Source organism: Desulfovermiculus halophilus DSM 18834 (assembly GCF_000620765.1).
GTDB classification, from domain to species: Bacteria; Desulfobacterota; Desulfovibrionia; order Desulfovibrionales; family Desulfothermaceae; genus Desulfovermiculus; species Desulfovermiculus halophilus.
In genome coordinates this window covers 1-22,047 of the sequence record NZ_JIAK01000028.1, presented here as the reverse complement: position 1 = coordinate 22,047, position 22,047 = coordinate 1, and the positions used below count along the sequence as shown (strand labels likewise).

Annotated in this window: 16 protein-coding genes; 14 read left to right on the top strand and 2 right to left on the bottom strand. The window is 57.0% G+C overall.

Annotation, left to right across the window (positions count from 1 at the left end; all coding sequences use genetic code 11):
• A complete protein-coding gene (locus N902_RS17685) occupies positions 1 to 1,623 on the bottom strand; it encodes a phosphate/phosphite/phosphonate ABC transporter substrate-binding protein (RefSeq protein ID WP_051564553.1) in 1,623 nt (540 codons plus the stop codon).
• A 316-nt stretch (positions 1,624 to 1,939) separates the two neighbouring features.
• On the opposite strand from N902_RS17685, the gene N902_RS0112180 reads away from it, so the two are divergent.
• The 14 genes from N902_RS0112180 (at position 1,940) to N902_RS0112115 (ending at position 18,900) form a co-directional block, all read left to right on the top strand.
• Positions 1,940 to 3,643, top strand: a complete 1,704-nt coding sequence (locus tag N902_RS0112180; protein WP_027371154.1) for a sulfite exporter TauE/SafE family protein — start codon at positions 1,940 to 1,942, stop codon at positions 3,641 to 3,643.
• 228 nt (positions 3,644 to 3,871) lie between these two features.
• Complete coding sequence (locus N902_RS0112175; protein WP_027371153.1) at positions 3,872 to 4,522, top strand: hypothetical protein; 651 nt, start codon at positions 3,872 to 3,874, stop codon at positions 4,520 to 4,522.
• On the top strand, positions 4,519 to 4,956 hold the full coding sequence (locus N902_RS0112170) for a hypothetical protein (RefSeq protein WP_027371152.1): 438 nt from the start codon (positions 4,519 to 4,521) through the stop codon (positions 4,954 to 4,956). The genes N902_RS0112175 and N902_RS0112170 overlap by 4 nt, the downstream gene beginning before the upstream one ends.
• Before the next feature lie 73 nt (positions 4,957 to 5,029).
• Complete coding sequence (locus N902_RS0112165) at positions 5,030 to 7,120, top strand: molybdopterin-dependent oxidoreductase (protein WP_027371151.1); 2,091 nt, start codon at positions 5,030 to 5,032, stop codon at positions 7,118 to 7,120.
• Positions 7,121 to 7,215: 95 nt separating this feature from the next.
• On the top strand, positions 7,216 to 7,716 hold the full coding sequence (locus N902_RS0112160) for a 4Fe-4S dicluster domain-containing protein (protein ID WP_027371150.1): 501 nt from the start codon (positions 7,216 to 7,218) through the stop codon (positions 7,714 to 7,716).
• 260 nt (positions 7,717 to 7,976) lie between these two features.
• A complete protein-coding gene (locus N902_RS0112155) occupies positions 7,977 to 10,139 on the top strand; it encodes an NAD(P)-binding protein (RefSeq protein WP_027371149.1) in 2,163 nt (720 codons plus the stop codon).
• Between the two features lie 33 nt (positions 10,140 to 10,172).
• The gene (locus N902_RS0112150) at positions 10,173 to 10,391 is read left to right on the top strand and encodes a PH domain-containing protein (protein WP_027371148.1); all 219 of its coding nucleotides are present in this window, start codon (positions 10,173 to 10,175) and stop codon (positions 10,389 to 10,391) included.
• A 110-nt stretch (positions 10,392 to 10,501) separates the two neighbouring features.
• Positions 10,502 to 11,263 (top strand): 2Fe-2S iron-sulfur cluster-binding protein, encoded by a 762-nt coding sequence (locus N902_RS0112145; protein WP_027371147.1) that lies wholly within the window; start codon positions 10,502 to 10,504, stop codon positions 11,261 to 11,263.
• Between the two features lie 13 nt (positions 11,264 to 11,276).
• A complete protein-coding gene (locus tag N902_RS0112140; protein WP_027371146.1) occupies positions 11,277 to 11,738 on the top strand; it encodes a ferritin-like domain-containing protein in 462 nt (153 codons plus the stop codon).
• 50 nt (positions 11,739 to 11,788) lie between these two features.
• Positions 11,789 to 12,736 (top strand): phosphate/phosphite/phosphonate ABC transporter substrate-binding protein, encoded by a 948-nt coding sequence (locus N902_RS0112135; RefSeq protein WP_027371145.1) that lies wholly within the window; start codon positions 11,789 to 11,791, stop codon positions 12,734 to 12,736.
• Complete coding sequence (locus N902_RS0112130; RefSeq protein ID WP_027371144.1) at positions 12,729 to 14,807, top strand: ATP-binding protein; 2,079 nt, start codon at positions 12,729 to 12,731, stop codon at positions 14,805 to 14,807. The genes N902_RS0112135 and N902_RS0112130 overlap by 8 nt, the downstream gene beginning before the upstream one ends.
• Before the next feature lie 151 nt (positions 14,808 to 14,958).
• Positions 14,959 to 15,330 carry a response regulator gene (locus N902_RS0112125; protein WP_027371143.1) on the top strand — a complete coding sequence of 124 codons (372 nt, stop codon included), beginning with the start codon at positions 14,959 to 14,961 and terminating at the stop codon, positions 15,328 to 15,330.
• On the top strand, positions 15,327 to 17,837 hold the full coding sequence (locus tag N902_RS0112120; protein WP_027371142.1) for a PEP/pyruvate-binding domain-containing protein: 2,511 nt from the start codon (positions 15,327 to 15,329) through the stop codon (positions 17,835 to 17,837). The genes N902_RS0112125 and N902_RS0112120 overlap by 4 nt, the downstream gene beginning before the upstream one ends.
• Complete coding sequence (locus tag N902_RS0112115) at positions 17,818 to 18,900, top strand: protein-tyrosine phosphatase family protein (RefSeq protein WP_051564552.1); 1,083 nt, start codon at positions 17,818 to 17,820, stop codon at positions 18,898 to 18,900. Before N902_RS0112120 ends, N902_RS0112115 begins: the two co-directional genes overlap by 20 nt.
• A gap of 792 nt (positions 18,901 to 19,692) precedes the next feature.
• Here the strand turns inward: N902_RS0112115 and N902_RS0112110 are convergent.
• Positions 19,693 to 21,399, bottom strand: coding sequence for an FAD-dependent oxidoreductase (locus N902_RS0112110; protein WP_027371140.1), 1,707 nt, complete (start codon positions 21,397 to 21,399; stop codon positions 19,693 to 19,695).
• Positions 21,400 to 22,047 lie beyond the last annotated feature (648 nt).

Here is a 22,047-nt window from a genome sequence, read left to right as displayed (position 1 = left end):
TCAATCAAACTCCACCCGGGCCTTGAGCTGCTCAAGATCGTCCCCCTGCGGCTCGGTGAACCCTTCCACCCCGACCTGGTGCAGGAGTTTGGCGTCCTCAAGGGATATCAGGGCCTGTCTCACCTTCCGGGCCAGGCCGGGATCTGTTGTGGCGTGGGCGGCAAAGGGCCAGTTCGGATAATAGGGGGTTTTGGCCAGGACCCGAATTTGGTCCATGTCCACCAGATCCCGGACCACTTTCAGGGCCGACTCGCGCACGAACCCGGCATCGGCCTGCCCCCGGTACACGCCCAGGACAACCTCCTCGTGCCGCTTGGCCACCCGCAGGTCGGCAGCTTCCTGGATCCGGATCCCCCTGTCTTCCAGAAAAAGCTTCTGGAACCTGTAGCCTCCGGCCGACTTGGAGGAAACGATCATGATCCGCTTGCCTTTCAGATCGCTCACCTTGCGGATCGAGCTGTCCTTTCTGGTGATGATCAGGCCCCGGAAGGTGCTCCTGGGCTGATCCGGCTCCAGGCTGACGGTCAGGGCCAGGGAGTCCAAATGCCCCTCCCGGGCCAGAAGGAGATAGACATATGGATTCTGAAAGGCGAAGTCCACCTCCCCGGACCGGACGAGGTGCACGAACTCGTCAAAGTCCCTGGGAATGACCAGCCGAAAATCCCGGCCGGTGTGTTCAGACAGATAGGAGGCCAGGGGGGTGAACCTCTTGTTCAGGGTGATGGCCGAGAACAGGGGCAGCAGGCCGAGCTTCACAGTGTCCGGAGGATAGCGCAGATAGTCCTTGCCTGCGATATTCTTGAGCATTATCCGCAGGATATTGTACTCCCTGTCCTGAACCGGAACAAAGGAGAGCTCCTGCTTCGTCCCCCCGGTATAGCCTAACATGGCCTGGGTTATTCGCTTCCCGGTCCGAGAGTTTATATGGGGGGCCGCACAGATCACGAACTGGGGAATATCCTCCGAGGCCTTGAGGATGCGCAGTCCCACGGAGGAATACTTTTCAAACACGTCGTAGCTCATGGCCCCCACGTCGTGATCCCCGACCAAGACGCTCAATGCGATTTCGTCCTCATTGGGCAGGGTGCTCACTTGTCCAAAATCGGACAAGGTCAGATCCGCCTGGCGGAGCAGGGACAAGGGGATGAGATGGGTGGCCGAAGACCCCGGACGGCCCAGGGCCAGGCTGGCTCCGCGGATATCGGCAACCTTGTTCCACCTGGAGTCCTCCCTGACCACCAGGACCGATTTGTAGCTGTCCTTTCCCTGGCGCCGCAGCTTGGCGATCGGCTGCACATCGCTTGTGTTCTTTATTTCACAATACAGCGACGGATCTATATAAGCCACATCCCAGGCCTGGTACTGCAGCCCCTCGGCCGCGGCCCGGGCGTCATGACCCAGCTTCAAGTCCACTGGCCGGTTCAGACGCTGCTCCAGATACTTTTTGACCGGAAGGAACTGCCGGAACATGGTCGCCTCGTTCTCCACAGGCACCACAAGGAAACGCAGCGGATCGCCGCCTGCCGCTGAAGCCGGACCAGGAGCACCCGCACCGGCCCAGAGGGCCGCCGCAAGAAAGACAAGCAGGCATCTCCCCGGGGAACACAAGACCCAAGACCTCATGACCGCCCCCCCGTCGATGCTTGTGCCGAATCGAACAAGAAGACAGACCGCATTGTCCCAAACAGGACAGTGCTGTGATGCCGAGATTTGCAACATTTTGTTTTCATGAGCTTTCCATTTTTGGCAAGCAAATTGCTTTCAATGGGAATCTATAAACCCACCTGAAATGAGGGAAATTACCAACTCTAACCCCACAAGGAGGTCGGCACACGTCAGCACAGCACCTTATGCCCAGTCCGCGGCGGTCTTCGTCGCTCTGCGCAGAGGACGGACCATCCTCGAACCTCAACCCATGCACCGTGAAGGAGGAGTTTTCATGCACCGACGTTTTCCATCATTAGCCCCGGTTCTGGCCGCTTTGGCCCTGATTGTGGCCGTGGCCGGCGCCCAGCCCGCTTGGTCCGCCGTTCAGGCCCAGCTTGAATCCACCAATCTGGAAGTTGGGGACAGAGTTACGGTCACCGGACAGATCGAGCCCGGCCAGGATCTGTTTGTTACCATCGCCTCCCAGAACATGTTCGCGCCCCAGGATGCCAAGGGGGTCAACGAGGTCAAATCCTTCAAGAGCGCGGTTGAAGACAACCCCTTCAACATGGACACCACAGTGCCCCATCTCTTCTATATTCTGACCAACAAGCCGGACACGTTCGGGGACATCACCAAGAAGCGCTTCGGCGGCCCGTCCTTTGCCAACGGAATCTACAGCACAACCATGTTCAACCTCAAGGACTGGAACGGGTTGAGCAGCGAGGCCAAGTCCGTGCTCGGCCCCATCACCTCCCAGCCGGAATGGTCCTTCTTCCGCTACAATCACGAGAATTCCTATGGCATCAATACGGTGACCAAGGAGCGGACCCAGATCGGCAAGGTGACCATCTTCGCCCGCAGCGTGCTCACCGACTACGAAAACTCCGGCAACTACTGGGACGAAGGGACCAAGATCGACCTGAACAAGGAAACCGGCGAGTTCACGGCCTCTTTTGAGTCCTTCCGCCACTCCCCGCCGGACACTGAGTTCAACGTCTATGTCAACGGTCAAGAAATTGGATCCTATACCTTGGCCGGCAAAGGTTTCTGGCTGGACCTGGGCGGCCGGTACATGAATCCGCTGTGGATCATCCTGGGAGCCATCCTGGTCGGGGCCTTCTTCTCCCTGATCGGTGCGGCCGGAGGCATGCTCATGGCCGCCTATCAGGTCATGGTGGTCAACACCATGGGGCCGGTGGGCGTCAATGCCGCCAATGTCCTGCGTCCTTCCAATGTGGCCCTGACCCTGTTCTCACCCCTGGGCTCCTTTTACCGCTATGCCATCAAGGAGCGCCGGGTGGCCTGGCCCGTGGGTCTGTCCTTTGGCGTGGGTATTCTCATCGGTTCCATCTGGCTGGGCAAGTATGTCACTGCCTATCTGCCTCTGTCCAGCTACAAGGAATGGTTGGCCGTTCTGGTTGTCCTCATGGGCATCCGTACCCTGTATGAGCTGACCCCCAAAGTCATGGAAAAGCGGAAAAATATTAAGGCCATGACCAAGAAGTTCAACGAAGAGGTGGCCAAGGCCAAGGCCGAGGGCCGGGCCGCCCAGATGGGTTCCATTGAACCGGTCAAGACCGGGCTGACCAACTACCAGTTCAAGTTCTGGGGTGAAGAATTCAAGATCAATCCCCTGCTCTTCGGTATCATCGGACTGGGTATCGGGATTGTGGCCCGCTGTTTTGGTATCGGCGGCGGTTTCCTCCTGGTCCCCATCATGACCATGATCGGCGGACTGCCCATGTATGTGGCCGTCCCCGTCGGCCTGGTCGGAACCTGCTTCTCCAGCATCGGTTCCTTTATCGGTTATCTGTTAAACGGCTACCTGCCCGACCTGTGGATCGCCATCGCCATCATCATCGGCGGCTTTGTGGGCGGAACTATCGGCAGCCGGCTGCAGAGCATGTTCACTGAAAAGCAGTTGAAGTGGACTTTGGCCATTGTCCTCTTCTTCCTGTTCTTCCGTTTCTTTAAAATTGAAATCTGGCTCTAGTTTCAGCTTTGCCTCCGGCAAATCTGAAATATTTTTTGTCCCAAAGCGGACAAAAGATTTGCCGGATTGATCAGCAGGGAGCTCTTTAAGCCATAACAACAAATTACTTCTCAATCAGTCCTGGCAGGCCTGATTGCAAGGACTGATTGAGAACAAACAACAACAAAAATTACCTGATATACTATTTAAAATTTTCTGTGCTTTCAAAAGCACTCTCCGAGGTAAGATATGGATACCCTGTGGCTTTTTATTCTCCAGGCGACCCAGGCTGTCATGGACGCCCTGAATACTCTCCTGGCCCCTGTCAATTCTGTGCATCCCATGCTCAGCATCCTGCTTCTGGCAGTATGTACCGTGGTTTTGACCAGGTTTCTGCGTAAACACGTGGTTACCAGACGTTACCTTCGCCTTCAGGAGGAGTTCAGGCACTGGTACAATGTGCGGGAGGAAGCCCTGTCCGCCCATTCCGACCCGGAGAAAGCCAAATGCCTGGCCCAGAACATCGACAAGGCCACACTGAACAAGGTCTATTATGATTATTTCTTCGAAGGGCTGCTCCTCAATCTGGTCACCACCTATCTGCCCATCCTGTGTGTGGCTGGATATATCAATGAGGCCTTCAAACCGGAAAATCTGCAGGGGATGCTGAACACTCCGCATCTGCTCAGCCTCAAATCCTGGCTGGGCACTGAAATGACCATCACTCCCCTTTTGTTCTTTATTCTGTCCCTCACTGTTTTGTTTATCGTGATTGCTGTTGGACACCGCCAAATGAAAGCATCCAACAAAAAGAAAGCCGCTTCTGGGTCTTCTTCTGCCGAGTCCAAACAATCATCCCTTTCCCGCCAAGCGAAGTCTTTAAGCAGGGAGTTCGTATGATCGATGTCCTGGCTGAGAGCATTCTGACCCAGATCCAGCAGCGGCTGGCCAACTTTTTTCCTTTTGTCTGGGCCTGTCTGGCCGGATGTCTGGGCCTTGGGGCCTGCGCCACGGCTCTCGCCCTATTCTCTCCCTCTTTTTCCGGGGCCTGGGTCCTGGCCGCAGTTTTTCTCAGCACAGCCACAGCCGGATACACCCTGGCCGAGCGACGCAGGACAGAAACCGGAACCATATTCTGGGTATTGACTCTGATCTGCGGCACGGTACTGGCCGGTGTTGCCTGGAAGCTGCTTTTCTATGCTCAGCAAATCACGTTGATTTCCATACTTTCCGGAAAGTTGCTGGTTGGACTGTTAGCCTGTGGCCTGCTGGGTGCCTGGGCCGGGACCTGGCTCCGGCTGCGTTTCGAAAATATTGTCAATAATCCGGGATAAATTCCCGGAATTTTGGATATGATGCACACCGCACATGAATGAGGATACAACACTGGTTGGCAAGGAGAAACTTATGCGTGAAGAAGTGTATAGTCTGTGTTTTATGTGTTCAGTTCGCTGCCCGATTAAGGTCACAGTTGAAAATGGACAGGTCACCTTTCTCGAAGGCAGCCCCTATGTCCCGGATATGGCCGGCAGTTTGTGCCCCAAAGGGGCAGCCGGAATCGGACTGCTCAACGATGATCAACGGGTCCAGACTCCTCTTATCCGCAGCGGTCCCCGCGGGTCCGGACACTGGAGGCAGGCCAGCTGGGACGAAGCCCTGGACTATGTTGCTGAAAATATGAAAAAGATCATTGACAGTTATGGTCCGCAAAGCATCACTCTGGGCGAGCGACAGCAGTTGAGCACTCATATCAGCAAGACTTTCCTCAAGGCTCTGGGCTCCCCAAATCATTTTACCCATGACGCCCTGTGCAAGGGATCTGTGAACACTGCCTGCCGGTCTTTGTTCGGCTACACCGACGGACAGATGAATGTGGACTACAAAAATACCAAGCACCTGGTCCTTTACGGCCGCAATGTCTTTGAAAGCGTGACTGTAAAGGGGACAAACCAAATCATGCAGGCCATGGACAACGGTGCCAAGCTGACCTATATCGATCCCAGGGTGACGGTCACAGCCACCAAGGCCAACCGCTATCTGCCTATCCGGCCGGCCACAGATCTGGCCCTGAACTACGCCTTGATGCACGTCATTCTCAAGGAAGACCTCTATGACCGCAGCTTTGTGCATAAATGGGTGCAGGGACTTGATGAGCTCAAAAACTTTGTCAACTCCTTTACTCCTGAATGGGCGGAGCAAGAGACAGGGATCAAGGCCAAAGAGATTGTGGACCTGGCCCGGGAAATCAGCCGGGATAAGCCCAAGGTCATCTTCCACTATGGATACCGAGGGGCGCATCATGCCAATGAGATCTACCTGCGTCGCTCCATCCTGATTCTCAATTGCCTCATGGGCAGTGTCGAGACCCCGGGAGGAATCTATTTTAAAAAAGGACCTGGTGAAGTGGGCGGCAAACCGGCCCGCAAGCTCGTTGATCAGGATCTGCCCAAGCCAGAGGCCATTCGCTTCGACAAGGCCGGAACTCCGGATTTCCCCTTACCCGATCCAGCCCACGGAGTAGCCCAGTATTTGCCGCAGGCCATTTTGAATGAGGACCCCTATCCCATCAAATGCCTGTTCGCCTACCGCCTGGACCCCCTGATGTCAATGCCGGACACTCAGACAACCCTGAAGGCCCTGGAAAAACTGGATCTGGTGGTGGCCATAGACATTAACTACAGCGATATCGCCTGGTATGCGGATGTCATTCTGCCTGAATCGACATACCTGGAGCGGACCGACTGCGTGCAACAAGCAAACAGCCTCAAACCGCAGATGTTCCTTCGCCAGCAGGCGGTCAGCCCGCGTTACGATACCAAGCCCGGTCCCATGATCCTCAAAGGCCTGGCCGATCGCCTGGGTATCGGTCAGTACTTCCCATACAACAGTGTGGAAGAGCTGGTTCAATGGCAGTTGGAACCCACCGGGTTCAGCATTGACGATTTCAAGGCCAAGGGTTTTGTGTCCTACACCGATAAACAGATCTTCTGGGATCGGGAAAAAGACCTGAAACTAAAAACCAAGTCCGGAAAGATAGAATTCACCTCATCTCTTTTGGAAGAAGCCGGATTCAAATCCTTTCCCGAATATGAAACACCTCAAATTCCGGACAAAGATAATGAGTTCCGGCTGGTGGTCGGCCGCTGCGTCTTCCATACCCATGTATCGACTCAAAACAATCCGTACCTGAACGAGATTCTCTCTGAGAACTGCCTGTGGATTAATGACCGGGCTGCTGCCAGACTGGGAATCGCCGACCAGGATATGGTCGAAGTGCGTTCCCCGGTAAATTCAGGCCTTATTAAGGCCAAGGTCACGAACATGATTCAGCCGGGTGCTGTGTTTATGCTGCACGGATTCGGTCATCAGGCTCAAGCAGCCCGCCGCTCCTTCAATCGGGGAGTGAGTGATGCCATGCTGCAGGAAAATATTAGTGATACTATCGGAGGAAGTCCTGCATTTCATGACACCTTTGTCACTGTGCATAAAGTGAACTAACCCCTTATCCGTATTCCGTAATTTATAGCAAGAATCCATACGTCCTTGAAAATTCATTTTATACTACCGGAAAATCTCTGTACTGGAGAACGACCATGAGTAAATACTACCTGTTCCAGGATCAAAAAAGATGTATCGGCTGCAAGGCATGTGAGGTTGCCTGCAAAACCAGGCAAGGGCTGCATCAAGGCCCCAAACCCTGCTCAGTGATCACAGTTGGACCGAAATGGGTGGGCACACTGCCCAAGGCTGCTTTTACTTTCATGCCCTGTTTTCATTGCGAAAACCCCTGGTGTGTGGCCGCATGCCCCACAGGGGCCATGCAAAAACGGCCTGAGGACGGCATCGTGTTTGTGGACCACAGTTTGTGCGTGGGATGCAAGACCTGCATGTCCGCCTGCCCCTGGGGTGCCCCGCAATGGAACCCGGAACTGGGCAAGGTCGACAAATGCGATCTGTGTTACGATCGTGTGGATCAGGGGCTCAAACCGGCCTGTGCAACGGTCTGTTCAACCCATTGCATCCACTTTGGCACTCCGGAAGAAATTCCGGAGATCAGGCGCATCCGGCACGCCAAGGCCCAGGCTCAGGAGTAGGCAGGGCCGCAGTAGGAAGGAAGAAAAGTGTTCAGTGAACACAGATAAACATGGTAATGGCAAGCATTCAGCGCCCCCATCCAAAGTTCAGGGGGCCTTTTCCGGCCAGGCGGTGACCAGCCCTTCATCTTACAATTGATGATGAATTCGTATTGGAACTGATAAGAAAAAGAATCAAACAACCGAGATTAGGCCCGCAACGCCTGGCTGGAAAAGCCCCCTGATCGAATACTTTACATGAGCCAAAGGCAGTGTGAATCATGACAGAGCATGTATGCCCAGTAACCCAAACCATTGACTGGCTGAATGGAACTTTGGAGACCAATCGTGTCATCCATCCCCGAGCCAGACAACTTGTAGGGGAAGCCCTGGCCCGGGCTCAAAACGTGGCCCAGGGCCGGGGTCGGCGTGAAGATCTGCAAAACCTGGAAGAGCTGGCCCAAAAGATCAAGAACGAAAATATCAGCCAGGCCAGCACCGAAATTGCCCAAGAGCTTTTGCAGCGCTTGAACGACCATTTCGAGGTCTTCGCCAGTCATATCGACACCCATACCTGCCCTACCAGCGACTGTCCCCAGCTGACTCCTGCCCCCTGCCAGATGGCATGTCCGGCCGGGATCGATATCCCCAGCTATGTGACTCTGATAGGGCAGGGACGTTATGATGAGGCCATTGAAGTTATCCGCAAGGACAATCCTTTCCCCTGGGTCTGCGGGCTTGTCTGCACCCACCCCTGCGAGTTCATGTGTGTGCGGAAACGGATGGATTCACCCATCTCCATCATGGACCTCAAAGGCTTTGCTGCCGAACGGGCCATGTCTGACCGCTCATACGTCAACCCGGAAAAATCAGCTGATAACGGGCACAAGGTGTGTGTTCTGGGTGGAGGCCCAGGCGGCCTGACCGCAGCCTATTTCCTGGCCTTGTGGGGATACCGGGTCACCGTGCTTGAAGCTCTGCCCATGGCCGGGGGGATGATGATGGTCGGCATTCCCCGCTATCGTCTCCCCCGGGAAGTCATTGACCGGGAAGTAGGGATGATCGAGGAACTCGGTGTTGAGCTCCGCCTGAACACCAAGCTTGGCCGGGACACCAGTTTGGATGATCTCAAGGCCGAAGGCTTTGAAGCCTTTGTAGTGGCCATCGGGGCCCACGATTCTTTCAAATTGATGATCCCGGGCGAAGATGATTTTGCGCAAGTCTTTCCTGCGGTTCAATTCCTGCGTCGGGTCAGTGTAGGTGACAGACGCAAGCCCGGCAGACGGGTGGCGGTCATTGGCGGAGGCAATGTTGCTATCGATGCGGCCAGAACCTGTGTCCGTCTGGGATGCGAGGAAGTCAGCATCCTTTATCGCCGCACCCACTCTGAAATGCCGGCCCACGAACAGGAAGTTGTGGAGGCCGAAGAAGAGGGAGTGCAGTTTTCCTTCTTGACCATCCCCACTGAAGTGGTAGGCGCGAACGGCCGGGTCACAGCCATTCGTTGCCTGCGGGCCAGGTTGAGCGAACCTGACAGCAGCGGCCGCCAGCGGCCGGTACCTGTGGAGGGCAGCGAGCATGACCTGGAAGTCGATGCTGTCATCCCGGCCATCGGCCAGAGCATTGACCCCTCTGGGCTGCAAGAATGGGAGAATCTGAAGTGGACCCGGCGAAACAACATGGCCGTGAACACGGCCACCATGGCCACCCCTGAACCAGGGGTCTTTGCTGTAGGCGATGTAGTCACCGGGCCGGCTACTGTGGTGGAAGCCATCGGAGCAGGAAAAAAGGCAGCCTGGGCCGTACATCGCTATATTGAGGATATTCCCCAACCAACCCTGCCTCCGGTTCCGGTTCGCAGACGACGGCTTGCTCCTTTGCAGACCAGGGCCAGTCTCAAGGCGGACCTGAAGCGGCCGGAAATAGAGACGCTCAAGAATGACCGCCGACGTATCACTTTTCAGCAGGTACACCTCGGTCTGCCTGAAGATAAAGCCCAACAGGAAGCCAAACGTTGCCTTCGTTGTGATATTTGCATACGCTGTGGGAAATGTGTGGACATCTGCCGGGACCAGATGGGTGTAGATGCCCTGCATCTGGGCTATCTCGACTTTGACCATCCTGGCCCTACGGATCTGAAAATAACTGCTGAGCGATGCATCTTGTGCGGGGCCTGTGCGACCAACTGCCCAACCGGAGCCATGCAGATGCGGGACAAGGATGGTGAACGTGTGCTCATGCTCTGTGGGACTGTGCTGAACCGCATGAAACTGGAATATTGCGAGTCCTGCGGCACTGTTTTGGGTCCGGCCAGATATCATGACTTTATCTCTCAGCGCTTACAGGGTATCAGCCCGGCCTTGAAAGGACAAAGGCTTTGCCTCCAGTGTGCCCGGAAAGAAAGCGCCCGGAATCATGCAGAGATCAGGCCCCCGGATGTATAACCTGAACACTTACAGAGCCAGGAGGTATGGAGCATGACTTTAGGTCAGGGACAACGTGTTGAAGTGTACCGCCGTTCTGAAGATGAAAACTGGGAACCATTCATGGATGCCCTTATCGGTCAGCACGGTATTGTAACTGATCCAGATGCCAGCAAAAACGACCCCGATGCCTTGGTTGAAGTCAGCCTTGATGAGAAAGGCACCTACCGCTTCCCGCAAGACTGTCTGCGTGTATTGAAGGAAGACAGATAAACCGGGCCCAAAAGCCTTCTTGTCAGGCAATGCCGAAGAGCGCTGGTTCCATGCTTTGGAACAAATAATTAAAACGCTGTGTAACTGGACAACTCGGAAGAGGACTGCCAATGCCCATTATAGTCATCAACGGCCAATCATATGAGGCCCGGGAAGGCCAGAAAGTCCTGGATGTGGCCAGGAGAAACTCCATTCCCATTCCGGCCATCTGTCATCACCCGGCTTTGACTCCGGCCGGAGCCTGCAAGCTGTGCGCTGTTCAAACCACAAACAGGCAGGGCAATGAGGTCATCCGCATGTCCTGCCTGACCAAGGTTCGAGATGGTATGGATATCCAGACCGAAACCGAACTGGTGCAGCAGGCACGGATCAAGGCCTTCAACCGCCTGCTGAGCTATGCCCCGGAATCAGCAGTCCTGCGCAACCTGGCCCAGAAATTCGGGATTGACCTCGGGCCGGCCCCGGATGAGTGCATTCGCTGCCGCCTGTGTGTCCGGGCCTGCCGGGAAATAGTTCAGGCCGATGCCCTGACTTTGGAAAAAAGGGATGGGGAGGAATATGTTTTTCCGCATCCGGAACACGAGTGTATTGGATGCGGGACCTGTGCCAATCTCTGCCCAACCGGAGCGATTAAGGTAGAAGACAATGCCGGGGTGCGCACCATCTCTATCCGGGATCAGATCATCGGCCAGCATCCGCTCATGCGCTGTGAAGCCTGCGGACAGTATTTTGCTACCGGCAAGTTCCTCAATCATGTCCAGACCCATACAGCTGGACACCCGGAGACCAAGGAACATCATCGCTACTGTCCCACCTGTGCCAAACTCCTCTCAGACCGGATAAAGAGTGCAACCCAGATGAAGCGTTTCTAGATAAGGAGGAACAATGAGCCAGAATTTTTGTCACTCTATGCAGGACGTTGTCGCTTTTGCCATAGACAGGGAAGAAAAGGCCAAACAATTCTATGCCCAGTGTGCCGAAAAAGCCCAGCAACCGGGCATCAAACAATTTTTCCAGGACATGGCCAGGGAAGAAGCTCGCCATAAAAAGTTGTTGACCGATTTGGATCCAGCAACTTTGGAAACCTTTGAATCACATCCCCCGGAAGATCTCAAATTGAGCGATTTTCTGGTCGACGTTCAGTTCACTCCGGAGATCAGCTATCAAGAAGCCTTGGCAATGGCTATGAAAAAAGAGGAAAAAGCTCATAACTTCTATCAAGCCTGGAAAGACAAATGTACCAAGGAAAAGACCGCAAACGTGTTTGCCCTGCTGGCAGACGAAGAACTCAAACATAAGCGGAAGATAGAAGAAATTTACGACTCAGAAATTTTGACCTGGGATTAAAGACATACTGCTTTTTGACTCCAAGGCCGGAAGCGCTTATCTTGGGAATTATGTTTTCAGTTCATGTATTCCGGCTCCCGGCCGTCCTTGTGTTTGGTTTGGGTTTCTTGCTCCTCATTGCAGCCTGCGATCAGGGCGAGCCGCATATCAAGGTCGATCTGAGCAAGCGCATCCAGATCAAGGCCCAAAGAGACCTCGATTCTTTGACCTATGCCTATCTTCCCCAGTATTCGCACCGGGTGTCCTTTGCCCGTCACCATCGAATCGTTCAATACCTGAGCGCACAAACCGAACTGCCCATCCGCCAGGTATTTCCGGACTCCTTTGCCCAGCACGTGCAGATGGTGGGCGAGGGCAAGATCGACATCTCTTTTTCCAATCCCTTGGTCTATATTCAGATCGCGGACCGGTTTCAAGCCCAGGCCATTGCCCGGACAGTTGAGCAAGACGGCAAATCCACCTTTCGGGGACAGATCATCTGCCGGGAGGACAACAAGGCCATTCAAAACATCCAGGATTGCCGCGGAAAACGCTGGATGGCCGTCTCCCCTACCTCGGCCGGTGGTTATCTCTTCGCCCTGGCCTATTTTCAGAAACACGGTCTGGACCGGGACGATTTCCAACGCATTGAGTTCTCTCCCGGACCAGGGGGCAAGCAGGAAAAAGTGGTCCAGGCTGTGTACCTGGGCGAATACGATATCGGGTCCATCCGGGAAGGGACCCTGGATCTCATGCAGGATCGGGTAGATCTCTCAGCCATTCGTATCCTGGCCACCACCAAGCGCTACCCGGGCTGGGTCTATGCTGTTCGACCGGGTCTGGATGCCGGGACGGTAAATCGAATCACCCAGGCCCTTTGCGCTCTGGACCGGGACACCCATGAGGAAGAAGAAATTCTGGCCCAGGCCCATATCCAGCGTATCATCCCGGCCCAGGACCAGGAGTTCGATCCTATCCGGGAACTTGCCAGCCAGACCGGGGTGAAGTGGCGTGAGTAGACACCGCTCTGTTTTCTCCCGCCTGAAGTTCAAGACCAAACTCAATCTGGGACTGTTCACAGTCATCCTCAGCCTGGGGCTTGTACTGGGCCTGATCACCACCCATATCGCCTCCACCGGCCTGATCCAGGAAAACAAAGAGCGGGCTCTGGCCCTGGCCTCCAACCTGGCCTACAGATCAGAAGAGCCGCTCCTGGCCCGGGATTTCCTGCGCCTTAAAGGCCTGGTCGACGAGGTCCATACCGGCAATTCAGACGTCATGTACTCCTTTATCCTGGACAATACTGACCAGGTTTTGGTCCATTCCTTTGATCAGGGTTTCCCGGAGGATCTCCTCCATGTCCATCCCCAGGACACGGGCCAGGAAAGTGTGCGTCTGGTGAGCACCGAAAAAGGCACCTTGTACGACATCGCCCAGCCCATTGTCATCAGCAACAACCAGCTGGGTATGGTTCGACTCGGGCTGCACCGCCAGCGCCTGGAAGAGATGATCAACCGGCTCAGCCTGACCATCTTCGGCCTGACCGGGACCATAACTATCCTGGCCCTGGGAGTCGCCTCCTGGTTTTCCAATAGATTCACCTCCCGGATCAAGTCCCTGACCGAATGCGCAACTGAAATGATCAAAGGCAATCTGGAGGTCCATTCAGCCCCTGAGCTGATTAAAAACTGCTGGGAAATAACAGGATGTCGGGCCACGGACTGTCCGGCCTATGGCGACACCAGGCGCCGCTGCTGGTATGTGAGTGGCACCTTATGCCCCATCTATCATCCCGACCATGCGCCCAGAAATATGGAATCCTGCCGCGATTGCCCGGTATACAGGCACAATGTGGGCGATGAAATCCAGGAGCTGGCCGAGGCCTTTGACTATATGGCCATGACCTTGAACGAGCGCATCCAGGAACTCTCGGCCACTGAGAATGAGCTGTCCCGGCAGAAAGAACTGCTGCAGACTGTTTTGGACGTCACCCCGGACATGATCGCCTTTCAGGACCGGAATCTGACCTATCGGGTGGCCAACAAAGCCTTTTGTTCCTACTTCCAGCTCAGTGAATCCGATATCATCGGCAAAACAGACAGCGATATTTTCAGTGAGTATCAAGCTGACCAGAACTACCACGAGGATATGCAGATCCTGCAAACGGGCCAGTCCCTGTCCAAAGAAATCAGTGTCCGGCAGGGGCATACTTCCACCTGGTTTCACATCGTCAAGGTCCCGGTCTACGATCAGGGAGTCATCTCTGGTCTCCTCCTGGCTGCCAGGGACATCACAGTTATCAAGCAGTACCAGGAACGACTCATCCATTCCCAGAAAATGGAAGACCTTGGCCGTCTGGCCGGGGGCGTGGCTCATGAAATCAATACACCGCTGGGGATCATTCTCGGCTATGTGCAGATGCTTCTGGACGATGTGGACAGTGATTCCCAGATGGCCGAGGATCTGCGTATTGTTGAAAAGCAAACCAAGATCTGCAGCAGTATTGTCTCCGATCTGCTCGGATTTTCCAGGCAATCATCAACTACCAAGGGTGATGTGGATATCCACCAGTCTATTCGGGAAGTTATATCCCTGGTCGAACACACTTTCAGCCTGAACAGGGTAAAGATCGTAACTGATTTTGACCCTAATATTCCGGAGATTGAAGGCGACAAGGACCGGCTGAAGCAGGTGTGGATGAATCTGTTCAACAATGCCTTTGATGCCATTGAAAGCGACGGGCAGATCAAGATCTCAACCAAGCTCTGCGCCCACAGAAGACGGGTAGCCATTACTGTGGCTGACACCGGCTCCGGGATCAAGCAGGAGGTCCTGGACAAGATTTTTGATCCTTTTTTCTCCACCAAGCCGGTGGGCAAGGGCACTGGACTGGGGCTGTCCGTGACCTTTGGCATTATTAAGGATCATGGAGGGCGGATCAATGTGCTCAGTCCGGCCCCCAAGGAATACCTGGCCGGTATGGAGACCAGCACTAGCGGTCCGGGAACTGTTTTCTTAGTTGAGCTCCCCCTGTGGGAGATGACCCTGCCGGATGAGGAATGCGAGGAGCTGACCCATACCCGGACATAACGGGCACTGCCCTGGATGCGCCCCTGTTTCTGCCTCAACCCGCCCCTGACCCAAAGGCGGGCCAAAGCAGCATGGGGCTGAAACACAAGATGTGAAGACGGGCCGGGCCCTGGGATCAAGGTCTGGCCGGCAACCGAGAGGAGCACATTGCATGGCCAATATTATCGTCCTGGACGATGTTCTGGACGCCGGGGTGATGATCAAAAGGATCCTGGAGCGCAAAGGACACTCGGTGCAGGTGTTCACCGAAGAGCACGAGGCCTTGGAGCACGCTCGGACCAATCCAGTCCATCTGGCCATTTTGGACATCAAGCTGAAAAAGATGAGCGGGGTGGACGTGCTCAAAGAGCTGCGCTCCGTCTCTCCCCAAACCGGCGTATTGATGCTCACCGGCTATCCGACCCTGGAGACCGCCCGGGAGACCCTGAACCTGGGGGCCAAGGAGTACCTGGTCAAGCCAATCGACAAGAACGAGCTGGAGGAAAAGGTCGCAGCAGTCTGTGAGCAGATGGAGCAGTCGTGAACACCGGACAGCCCCAGGAAAGAACCCTGGGCAGGGACCCGTTGTCCCCGGCCCAGAGGATCGTGGCCGGGGCCCGGCACCTTATCGAGAACTGGACCTACCAGCTTTTCATCCCCGGCCGCCTGATCCAGAAGAAGTATTCCGCCTTTGAACAGCTGCGGCACAGGGACGTGCAGGCCCTGGAGATCATTTCCAGGCTGGAGGAGATCAGACACCGGAACCTGGCCTGCGACCTGGAATACATCAAGGAGCTCTGCGAACAGCTGTGCGCCGAGACCCTGGCCCTGACCGGCTGCCTGACCGCCTTTCACCCTGTTCGCTACTCCCTTCTGGCCAACTACCAGCAAAAGTACGCCTTTTACGCCCGCCTGGCCCTGGCTGAAGAGGAACCCTGCCTCGATCCTCCCTATGCCCAGGCCCTAAGCCAGCCGGCAGCCGAAGAGCTGGCCGGCGGGAAAGGAGCCGCCCTGTCCGTGATCCACTCCAGCCTGAACCTCCCCGTTCCCCCTGGAGTGGTGGTCACCACCCGGGCCTTCCACAGCTTTCTGGCCCACAACGACCTGCGGAAATTCATAGACCGGGAACTGGCCCGCCTCGGCCCGGATGCGGACCGGGAATACGACCAGGTCAGCCGGCGGATACAGGAACGGATACACGAGGCCGAGCTGCCCGGGGAGCTGCGCCGGGCCGTGGAGTCCTCCCTCCAGGCCCAGGAGATGGACAAATCGCTTCTGGCCGTGCGCAGCAGCGCCCGGGCCGAGGATGCCCAGTCCTCTTTCGCCGGACAATACCACAGCGCACTGCACGTCCCGGTCCAGGACTGGGAGCAGGCCTATGCCTCGGTCCTGGCCAGCAAATACTCGGCCCACGCCCTCTACTACCGCATCCGCCAGGGATATACCGACCGCCAGACCCCAATGGCCGTGGTCATCATGCCCATGCTCGAGCCCGAGGTCAGCGGGATCTTGTACACCAGACGGGAGCACGATCCGTTCAGAATGGATGCCTACATGGTCCGGGGCCAGGGGCAGGAGCTTGCGGCAGGGTCCTCATATCAGGCCTGGGCCGGATTTATGACCAGAAACGGGCAGTGGGAGGTGGAAGAAGAGGGCCGGTTCCAGCTGGACCGGGACGTCCTGCACAGCCTGTACCAGGCCGGACAGGCCCTGGACCGGGGCTTTTCCTCGGCCCAGGATGTGGAATGGGTCCTCGGTCCCGACCGGAGGGTGGTCATTGTTCAGTCCCGGCCCCTGCATTTCTACCCCGCCCGGGCTTCTGCTCCTGTCCAGGACCATCAGGCCCCTGTCTTGGGCCGGGGCCAGTGGGTCAGCTCCGGCCAGGCCTCGGGAAACGCATACCGCATGGACAGCCGGGAATCCCCGTTTCAGCTTCCTTTGGGCTGCATCCTCCTGGTCTCCGCTTTGCCTCCGGAGCTGACCCCGGCTTTGGACCGGGTGGGAGCCGTGGTCTCCGAACAGGGAAGTCCGGCCTGCCACTTCGCCTCCGTGGCCCGGGAGGCCGGGGTTCCGGTCATCTGCCGAGTCAGCGGCCTGGCCGGGATCCAGGACGATGCCCGTATCAGCGTGGATGCGGATCAGGGTCTGGTCTTGTCCGGCGCCCTTTTCGACTCTGCTGGAGAAACCCGGCGTTCCCCGCCTTCCGGCCCGCCGGCCGGGATCCAGGACAGACTGGACAGGGCCCTGCCCCCTATCGCCGCCCTGCATCTTCGCCAGCCGGATACGGACGATTTCCGGATCCAGGGCTGCAGAAGCTTGCACGACATCGTCCGCTTTGCCCATGAAGCCGGGGTCAGGGAGATGTTTTCCCTGGTCGGCCGCCGGGGGCTGAACCGTTTCGGGGCCAAGCGCCTGGAGTCCCCCCTGCCTCTGGTCATGCACCTGTTGGACGTGGGCAGCGGACTGGCCTTGGGCAGTCACAAGGCCAAGGCCGTGACTGTGGAGCAGATCACAAGCCAGCCCATGCGCAGCCTGTGGTCCGGGCTGTCTTCCCAGGGAGTCCAGTGGAACCCGCAAATCCTGCACTACGACTGGGACGCCTACGAGAAGAGCGGCGCTCATTTCACGGCTGTGGAAACATCGACCCAGTTCAGCAGCTACGCCATCGTGGCCCGGGACTATGTGCACGCCATGCTCAGATTCGGCTATCATTTCGCGGTTGTGGACGCAGTCGTCTCGGAGACGATGGAGCACAACTATCTGCATTTCAGCTTCAAGGGCGGGGGCGGCCAGGACATCCAACGCCTGCAGCGTTTGCGGATCATCTCCGCGGTCCTGGAAAAGTTCGGCTTTTCTTTGCGCTTGACTGCGGATATGCTGGAAGCCTGGTTCGATCGCCGGGGGCCGACAGAAAGCACCGCCAATCTTCAAATTCTGGGCTTTGTCCTGGGCAAGACCGTCCTTTTGGATATGCGGATCGAGTCTGAGGAACACGTCAATCGCATAGCCGCCGAGATTGTGGATCACATCTATGATTTTCTCCCTGTTTAAGCGAAACGATAAGCCCCAGGATGCCTACCCCTTGAACTGGGTCACCCCGCATCTGGCCGTGGGGCACGCCCCCATGTCCTATGCCGAGCTGCACAGCATCGGGGAGCAGTCTATTCAGGCCATCATGAATCTGTGTCTGGAGATCGAAGACTTAGTGCAGCTGGAGCGGGAACAGGGGTTTGAGGTCTACTATCTGCCCATTGCCGACGAGCAGGCCCCGGACATGGATGAGCTGGAAAAGGCCCTGAACTGGCTGGATGAGGCCATCTATCTGGGCAAGAAGGTACTGGTCCACTGCCGGCACGGCATCGGCCGGACCGGCACCGTGGTCTACTCCTACCTCCTGCGCAAGGGGCTGGGGGCCAAGCGGGCCAGACGAGTCATGAACGGCCTCCGGGCCCAACCTACGGAACACGCCCAAAAGCGGCTCTTGCGCTCCTTGGGCAAAAAGGAAGGAGAGCTGACCATCGGCCAGCCCTGTCTGGTCCCGGACAGTGATGATCGGCTTGCCGCCCTGTCCCGGCAGACCCTGGAGGTTCTGAACCAGATAGGGGCCCGGGCCGGCACGGACCTGCCCCGGTGCGGACGGGACCACACCCGGTGCTGTTTCGGACTGGTCCGGCTCAGCCTGGCCGAGGCGGTGGTGGTGCAGAAGAACATGAACAGCAGTTTGAGCAGCGCCCAGCGGGAGGAATGCATCAACAAGGCCAACCTCGGAGCAGCCGTTTTGCAAACACTCTCCGATGAAATGCAGACCGACGAGGATCGTCCCCTGCCCGACCTCTTCGCCCAAACCGGGGCATCCTGCCCCCTGCTCAAGGATGACGCCTGCCTTTTGTTTGCCGCCCGCCCCGCTCAGTGCAGATTGAGCGATCTGTCCTCCGACGCCGTGTACAAGGACACCACCCAAGAGCTGGACACGCTTTCGGCCCGGATCATGGCCTTGTACTCCGGACGGGAGGACCAGCCCCCCCCGCCCGGATTCTCCCTGTTCAGCGTCATATCCGGAAAGTTCTGCCAGGAGTTCTTCCATCTCCTGGCTCGGGATCAGCTTAAGGAATAGGGTCGGAGCAATCCCGATCCAACACCCCCCGGGCTGGTGACGGAGGGCAGAGGTCGGAAGTCGGAGATCGGAAGTCGGAGATCGGAGATCAGAGGGCGGAGATCAGAGGTCGGAAGTCAGAGGTCGGAGGTCAGAGATCAGAAGTCAGAGATCAGAAGTCAGAGATCAGAAGTCAGAGATCAGAAGTCAGAGGTCGGAAGTCGGAGATCGGAGATCAGAGGGCGGAGGGCAGAGGTCAGAAGTCAGAGATCGGAGATCAGAGGGCGGAGGGCGGAGGGCGGAAAAGAGAAGAAAGACCCCCCACCCCTCCTCAAGGGGGGACGGAAAGAAGGAAGTGGTCGGAATCCGACCCTGAGGGCCCTGCGCCCCGGAGGGTGCTTGGTGGAATACGGAATGCCTGGCGGAATTACGTCCTGGACCCGGCGGATCGAGTGTAGGGGCGAATAATCATTCGCCCTCTTGGGGGCTGAGCAAATAGCAGAGGACAGAAAACAGACGTCAGAAGACAGAAAAAAGCAGGAAAACACCCCCCAACCCCCCTCAAGGGGGGACGGGGGGAAGCCACGGCTTGGGACGTTTGCTCTCTGCTACTCGTTCAGCTCTGTCTCGGCACCTGCTCGTACAAGCACGATACGTTGCACTCTGGCCCGTACTTGGCGGCTCAAGTCCCCCCCCCTCGAGGGGGGAAGTCCATGGGGGGTGTTTTCTCTTTCTCTTATCACCTTCTGCTTTCTGTCCTCTGTCCTCTGTCTGCTGAGTCTGGGGGTTTCTTTTCTTGTACCCCGCTCAGCCCTAGCCCGACATCTCCACCTCAAAGGGCCAGCCCACGAGCCCGCCTTCAATGAACCATACCCGGTCGAATCCCGCGTCCTGCAGGACCCGCTGCGCTTCATAGCCCCGCATGCTCACCTTGCAGAAGGCCAGGATATCCTTGTCTTTGGGCAGCTCCTGCAACCGTTCCCGCAGCTGGCCCAAGGGGATGTGCACCACCCGGTCGTCGGGCATGCGCATGGCCGCGAACTCCTGGGGCGTGCGCACATCCAGGAGGATGATGTCTTTTCCGGAATCCATGATCTCCTTGGCCTGCATGGGCAGCAGCCCGTTGGCCAGTCCGTCCATCTTATTGGTCAGCACGTGGCTGGCCGTGATCAACGGATCAATGGGCGGAGAGAACGGCGGGGCGTAGCTGATGTCGATGGCCCCCACATCGTCCAGGTTGGCCTTGAAATGGACAGCTGCCGTGGCCACATCCAAACGCTTGGCCGCATCCCCGGTGCCCAGGACCTGGGCCCCGAGCAGGGCCCGGTTCCGCTTCGAGGCCACCAGCTTGATGGAGATGGGTCCGCCGTCTGGCATGTAATGGGGCTTGTCCGGGCCGGTCCATAAAGCGCTCTCCACCTGATAGCCAAGATTCTCGGCCTGCTTATGGCTGATGCCGGTCCGCCCCAGGGTCATGCCGAAGACCTTGCAGATGCTGGTGCTCATCACTCCGGAGAATGGGGTGGTCTGGCCGCAGATATGATTGGCGATCACCCGTCCGTGCTTGTTGGCTGTGGAGCCCAGGGGGACGTACAGCTCGGCACACAGATAGCTCAGGATGGAGTCGTTGATGGCGCAGTCCCCTCCGGCGTAAATCTCAGGGTCGCTGGTCTGGCCGTGGCAGTTGATGCGGATCCCGCCCTTGGGATGGCATTCCAGGCCCGCCTCCCGGGCCAGCTCGTCGTTGGGCCGGACCCCGACGGAAACGATGACCACATCGGCATCAAAGGTGGTGTTCTTGGTCTGTACCCCGGTTACCTTGTCCTGACCGGTAAATCCCACCACCTGCTCGCCCAGGGCCAGGTTCACCCCGTTGGACCGGATGTGCTTGGCTGCCAGGGTGGCCAGGTCGTAATCCAGGATCTGGGGCATGATCTGATCGAACATCTCCACAATGGTCACCTCCATGCCCCGCTGTTTGAGGGCCTCGGCCATTTCCACCCCGATCAGCCCGGCCCCGATGATCACCGCCTTCTTTCCCTCCGGCGGATCAATGGAGGCGGCCACGCCCTCAGCATCCTCCGAGGACTTGATAGACCATATATTCTGTTTGTCGATCCCCGGGATCGGGGGAACAAAGGGCCTGGAGCCGGTGGCCAGCACGAGCTTGTCGTAGGCCATGTCCCGCTCCTGTCCTGAGCTGTGGTCCTTGACCTTGACCTGTTTGTTCTCCCGGTCGATGGACTGGGCCTCGGTGTTGACCTGGACTGTGAACCCCTTTGTCTTCTGAAAAAAATCCGGAGTGCGCTTCACTCCCACCGGGGTCTCGTACAGGGTGTCCACGCTCTCGCAGTGCCCTTCGAGGTAATAGGGAATCCCGCAGGCCCCGAAGGACACATTCCCGGTCTTTTCAATCAGGGTCACATTGGCCTTGGGCTGCAAGCGCTTGACTCGAGCCGCAGTCTTGGGCCCGCATGCGACCCCGCCGATAACCAAAACATTTTGTGCTTCCTGGGACATAGATACCTCCTCGCCTGGTTTGCCGTCCTCTTCCGACATTTCATTCTCGGCGCACACAACCGAATGCGGCACCATCACATCCGGTGCCGCAGTGACCTCTTTCATCTTCTCAAGTCAAAATGCAAACCATGTGCCATTTATATGGGACCGGGCGGCTCCAGGTTGCGGTCGGGAGCAGGGTCAAAGGTCTGGATATGAGCAAGGGTCTCAGAGGCCCGCCTCCCCGCCCAGAGGAATCCATGCGGGAGGGCAGCCAGCCGGGACGGCTTGAGGCGGGGCGGCTATATATATTCCGCGGTTGTGCCCAGAATTCAGAAGGAACGTACACATGTCAAGAATCACATTAACATCTTAACACATACAGGCACCACCTCGAAGGCTCTTCGACACAGAAAGTGAAATTGCCTACATAAGAGTTTGCCGTCTCTTCTGTGTGCCGTGAGCGGCAGGCCCGCACATTTTCTTGGTCCCGCCAAAAGGGGGAAACCCGGCACTCACGTGTATGATATGCTCAGTCCATCTGAAGGCAATGTCCATCATGTGAGTGCCTGGAGGGGGCAGGGATCCCCCTTTGGCGGGGCTTAGAAAATACCGGGCCGAAAGTGGGCACACAGAAGAGACGGCAAACTCCAAAAATCCACAGGCTAC

Bases quoted from the DNA above. Each gene is read 5' to 3' on its own strand.
- N902_RS0112160 (WP_027371150.1), top strand. From the start codon at position 7,216: ATGAGTAAATACTACCTGTTCCAGGATCAAAAAAGATGTATCGGCTGC.
- N902_RS0112170 (WP_027371152.1), top strand. From the start codon at position 4,519: ATGATCGATGTCCTGGCTGAGAGCATTCTGACCCAGATCCAGCAGCGG.
- N902_RS0112125 (WP_027371143.1), top strand. From the start codon at position 14,959: ATGGCCAATATTATCGTCCTGGACGATGTTCTGGACGCCGGGGTGATG.
- N902_RS0112145 (WP_027371147.1), top strand. From the start codon at position 10,502: ATGCCCATTATAGTCATCAACGGCCAATCATATGAGGCCCGGGAAGGC.
- N902_RS0112165 (WP_027371151.1), top strand. From the start codon at position 5,030: ATGCGTGAAGAAGTGTATAGTCTGTGTTTTATGTGTTCAGTTCGCTGC.
- N902_RS0112155 (WP_027371149.1), top strand. From the start codon at position 7,977: ATGACAGAGCATGTATGCCCAGTAACCCAAACCATTGACTGGCTGAAT.
- N902_RS0112135 (WP_027371145.1), top strand. From the start codon at position 11,789: ATGTTTTCAGTTCATGTATTCCGGCTCCCGGCCGTCCTTGTGTTTGGT.
- N902_RS0112180 (WP_027371154.1), top strand. From the start codon at position 1,940: ATGCACCGACGTTTTCCATCATTAGCCCCGGTTCTGGCCGCTTTGGCC.
- N902_RS17685 (WP_051564553.1), bottom strand. From the start codon at position 1,623: ATGAGGTCTTGGGTCTTGTGTTCCCCGGGGAGATGCCTGCTTGTCTTT.
- N902_RS0112150 (WP_027371148.1), top strand. From the start codon at position 10,173: ATGACTTTAGGTCAGGGACAACGTGTTGAAGTGTACCGCCGTTCTGAA.
- N902_RS0112110 (WP_027371140.1), bottom strand. From the start codon at position 21,399: ATGTCCCAGGAAGCACAAAATGTTTTGGTTATCGGCGGGGTCGCATGC.
- N902_RS0112115 (WP_051564552.1), top strand. From the start codon at position 17,818: ATGATTTTCTCCCTGTTTAAGCGAAACGATAAGCCCCAGGATGCCTAC.
- N902_RS0112175 (WP_027371153.1), top strand. From the start codon at position 3,872: ATGGATACCCTGTGGCTTTTTATTCTCCAGGCGACCCAGGCTGTCATG.
- N902_RS0112140 (WP_027371146.1), top strand. From the start codon at position 11,277: ATGAGCCAGAATTTTTGTCACTCTATGCAGGACGTTGTCGCTTTTGCC.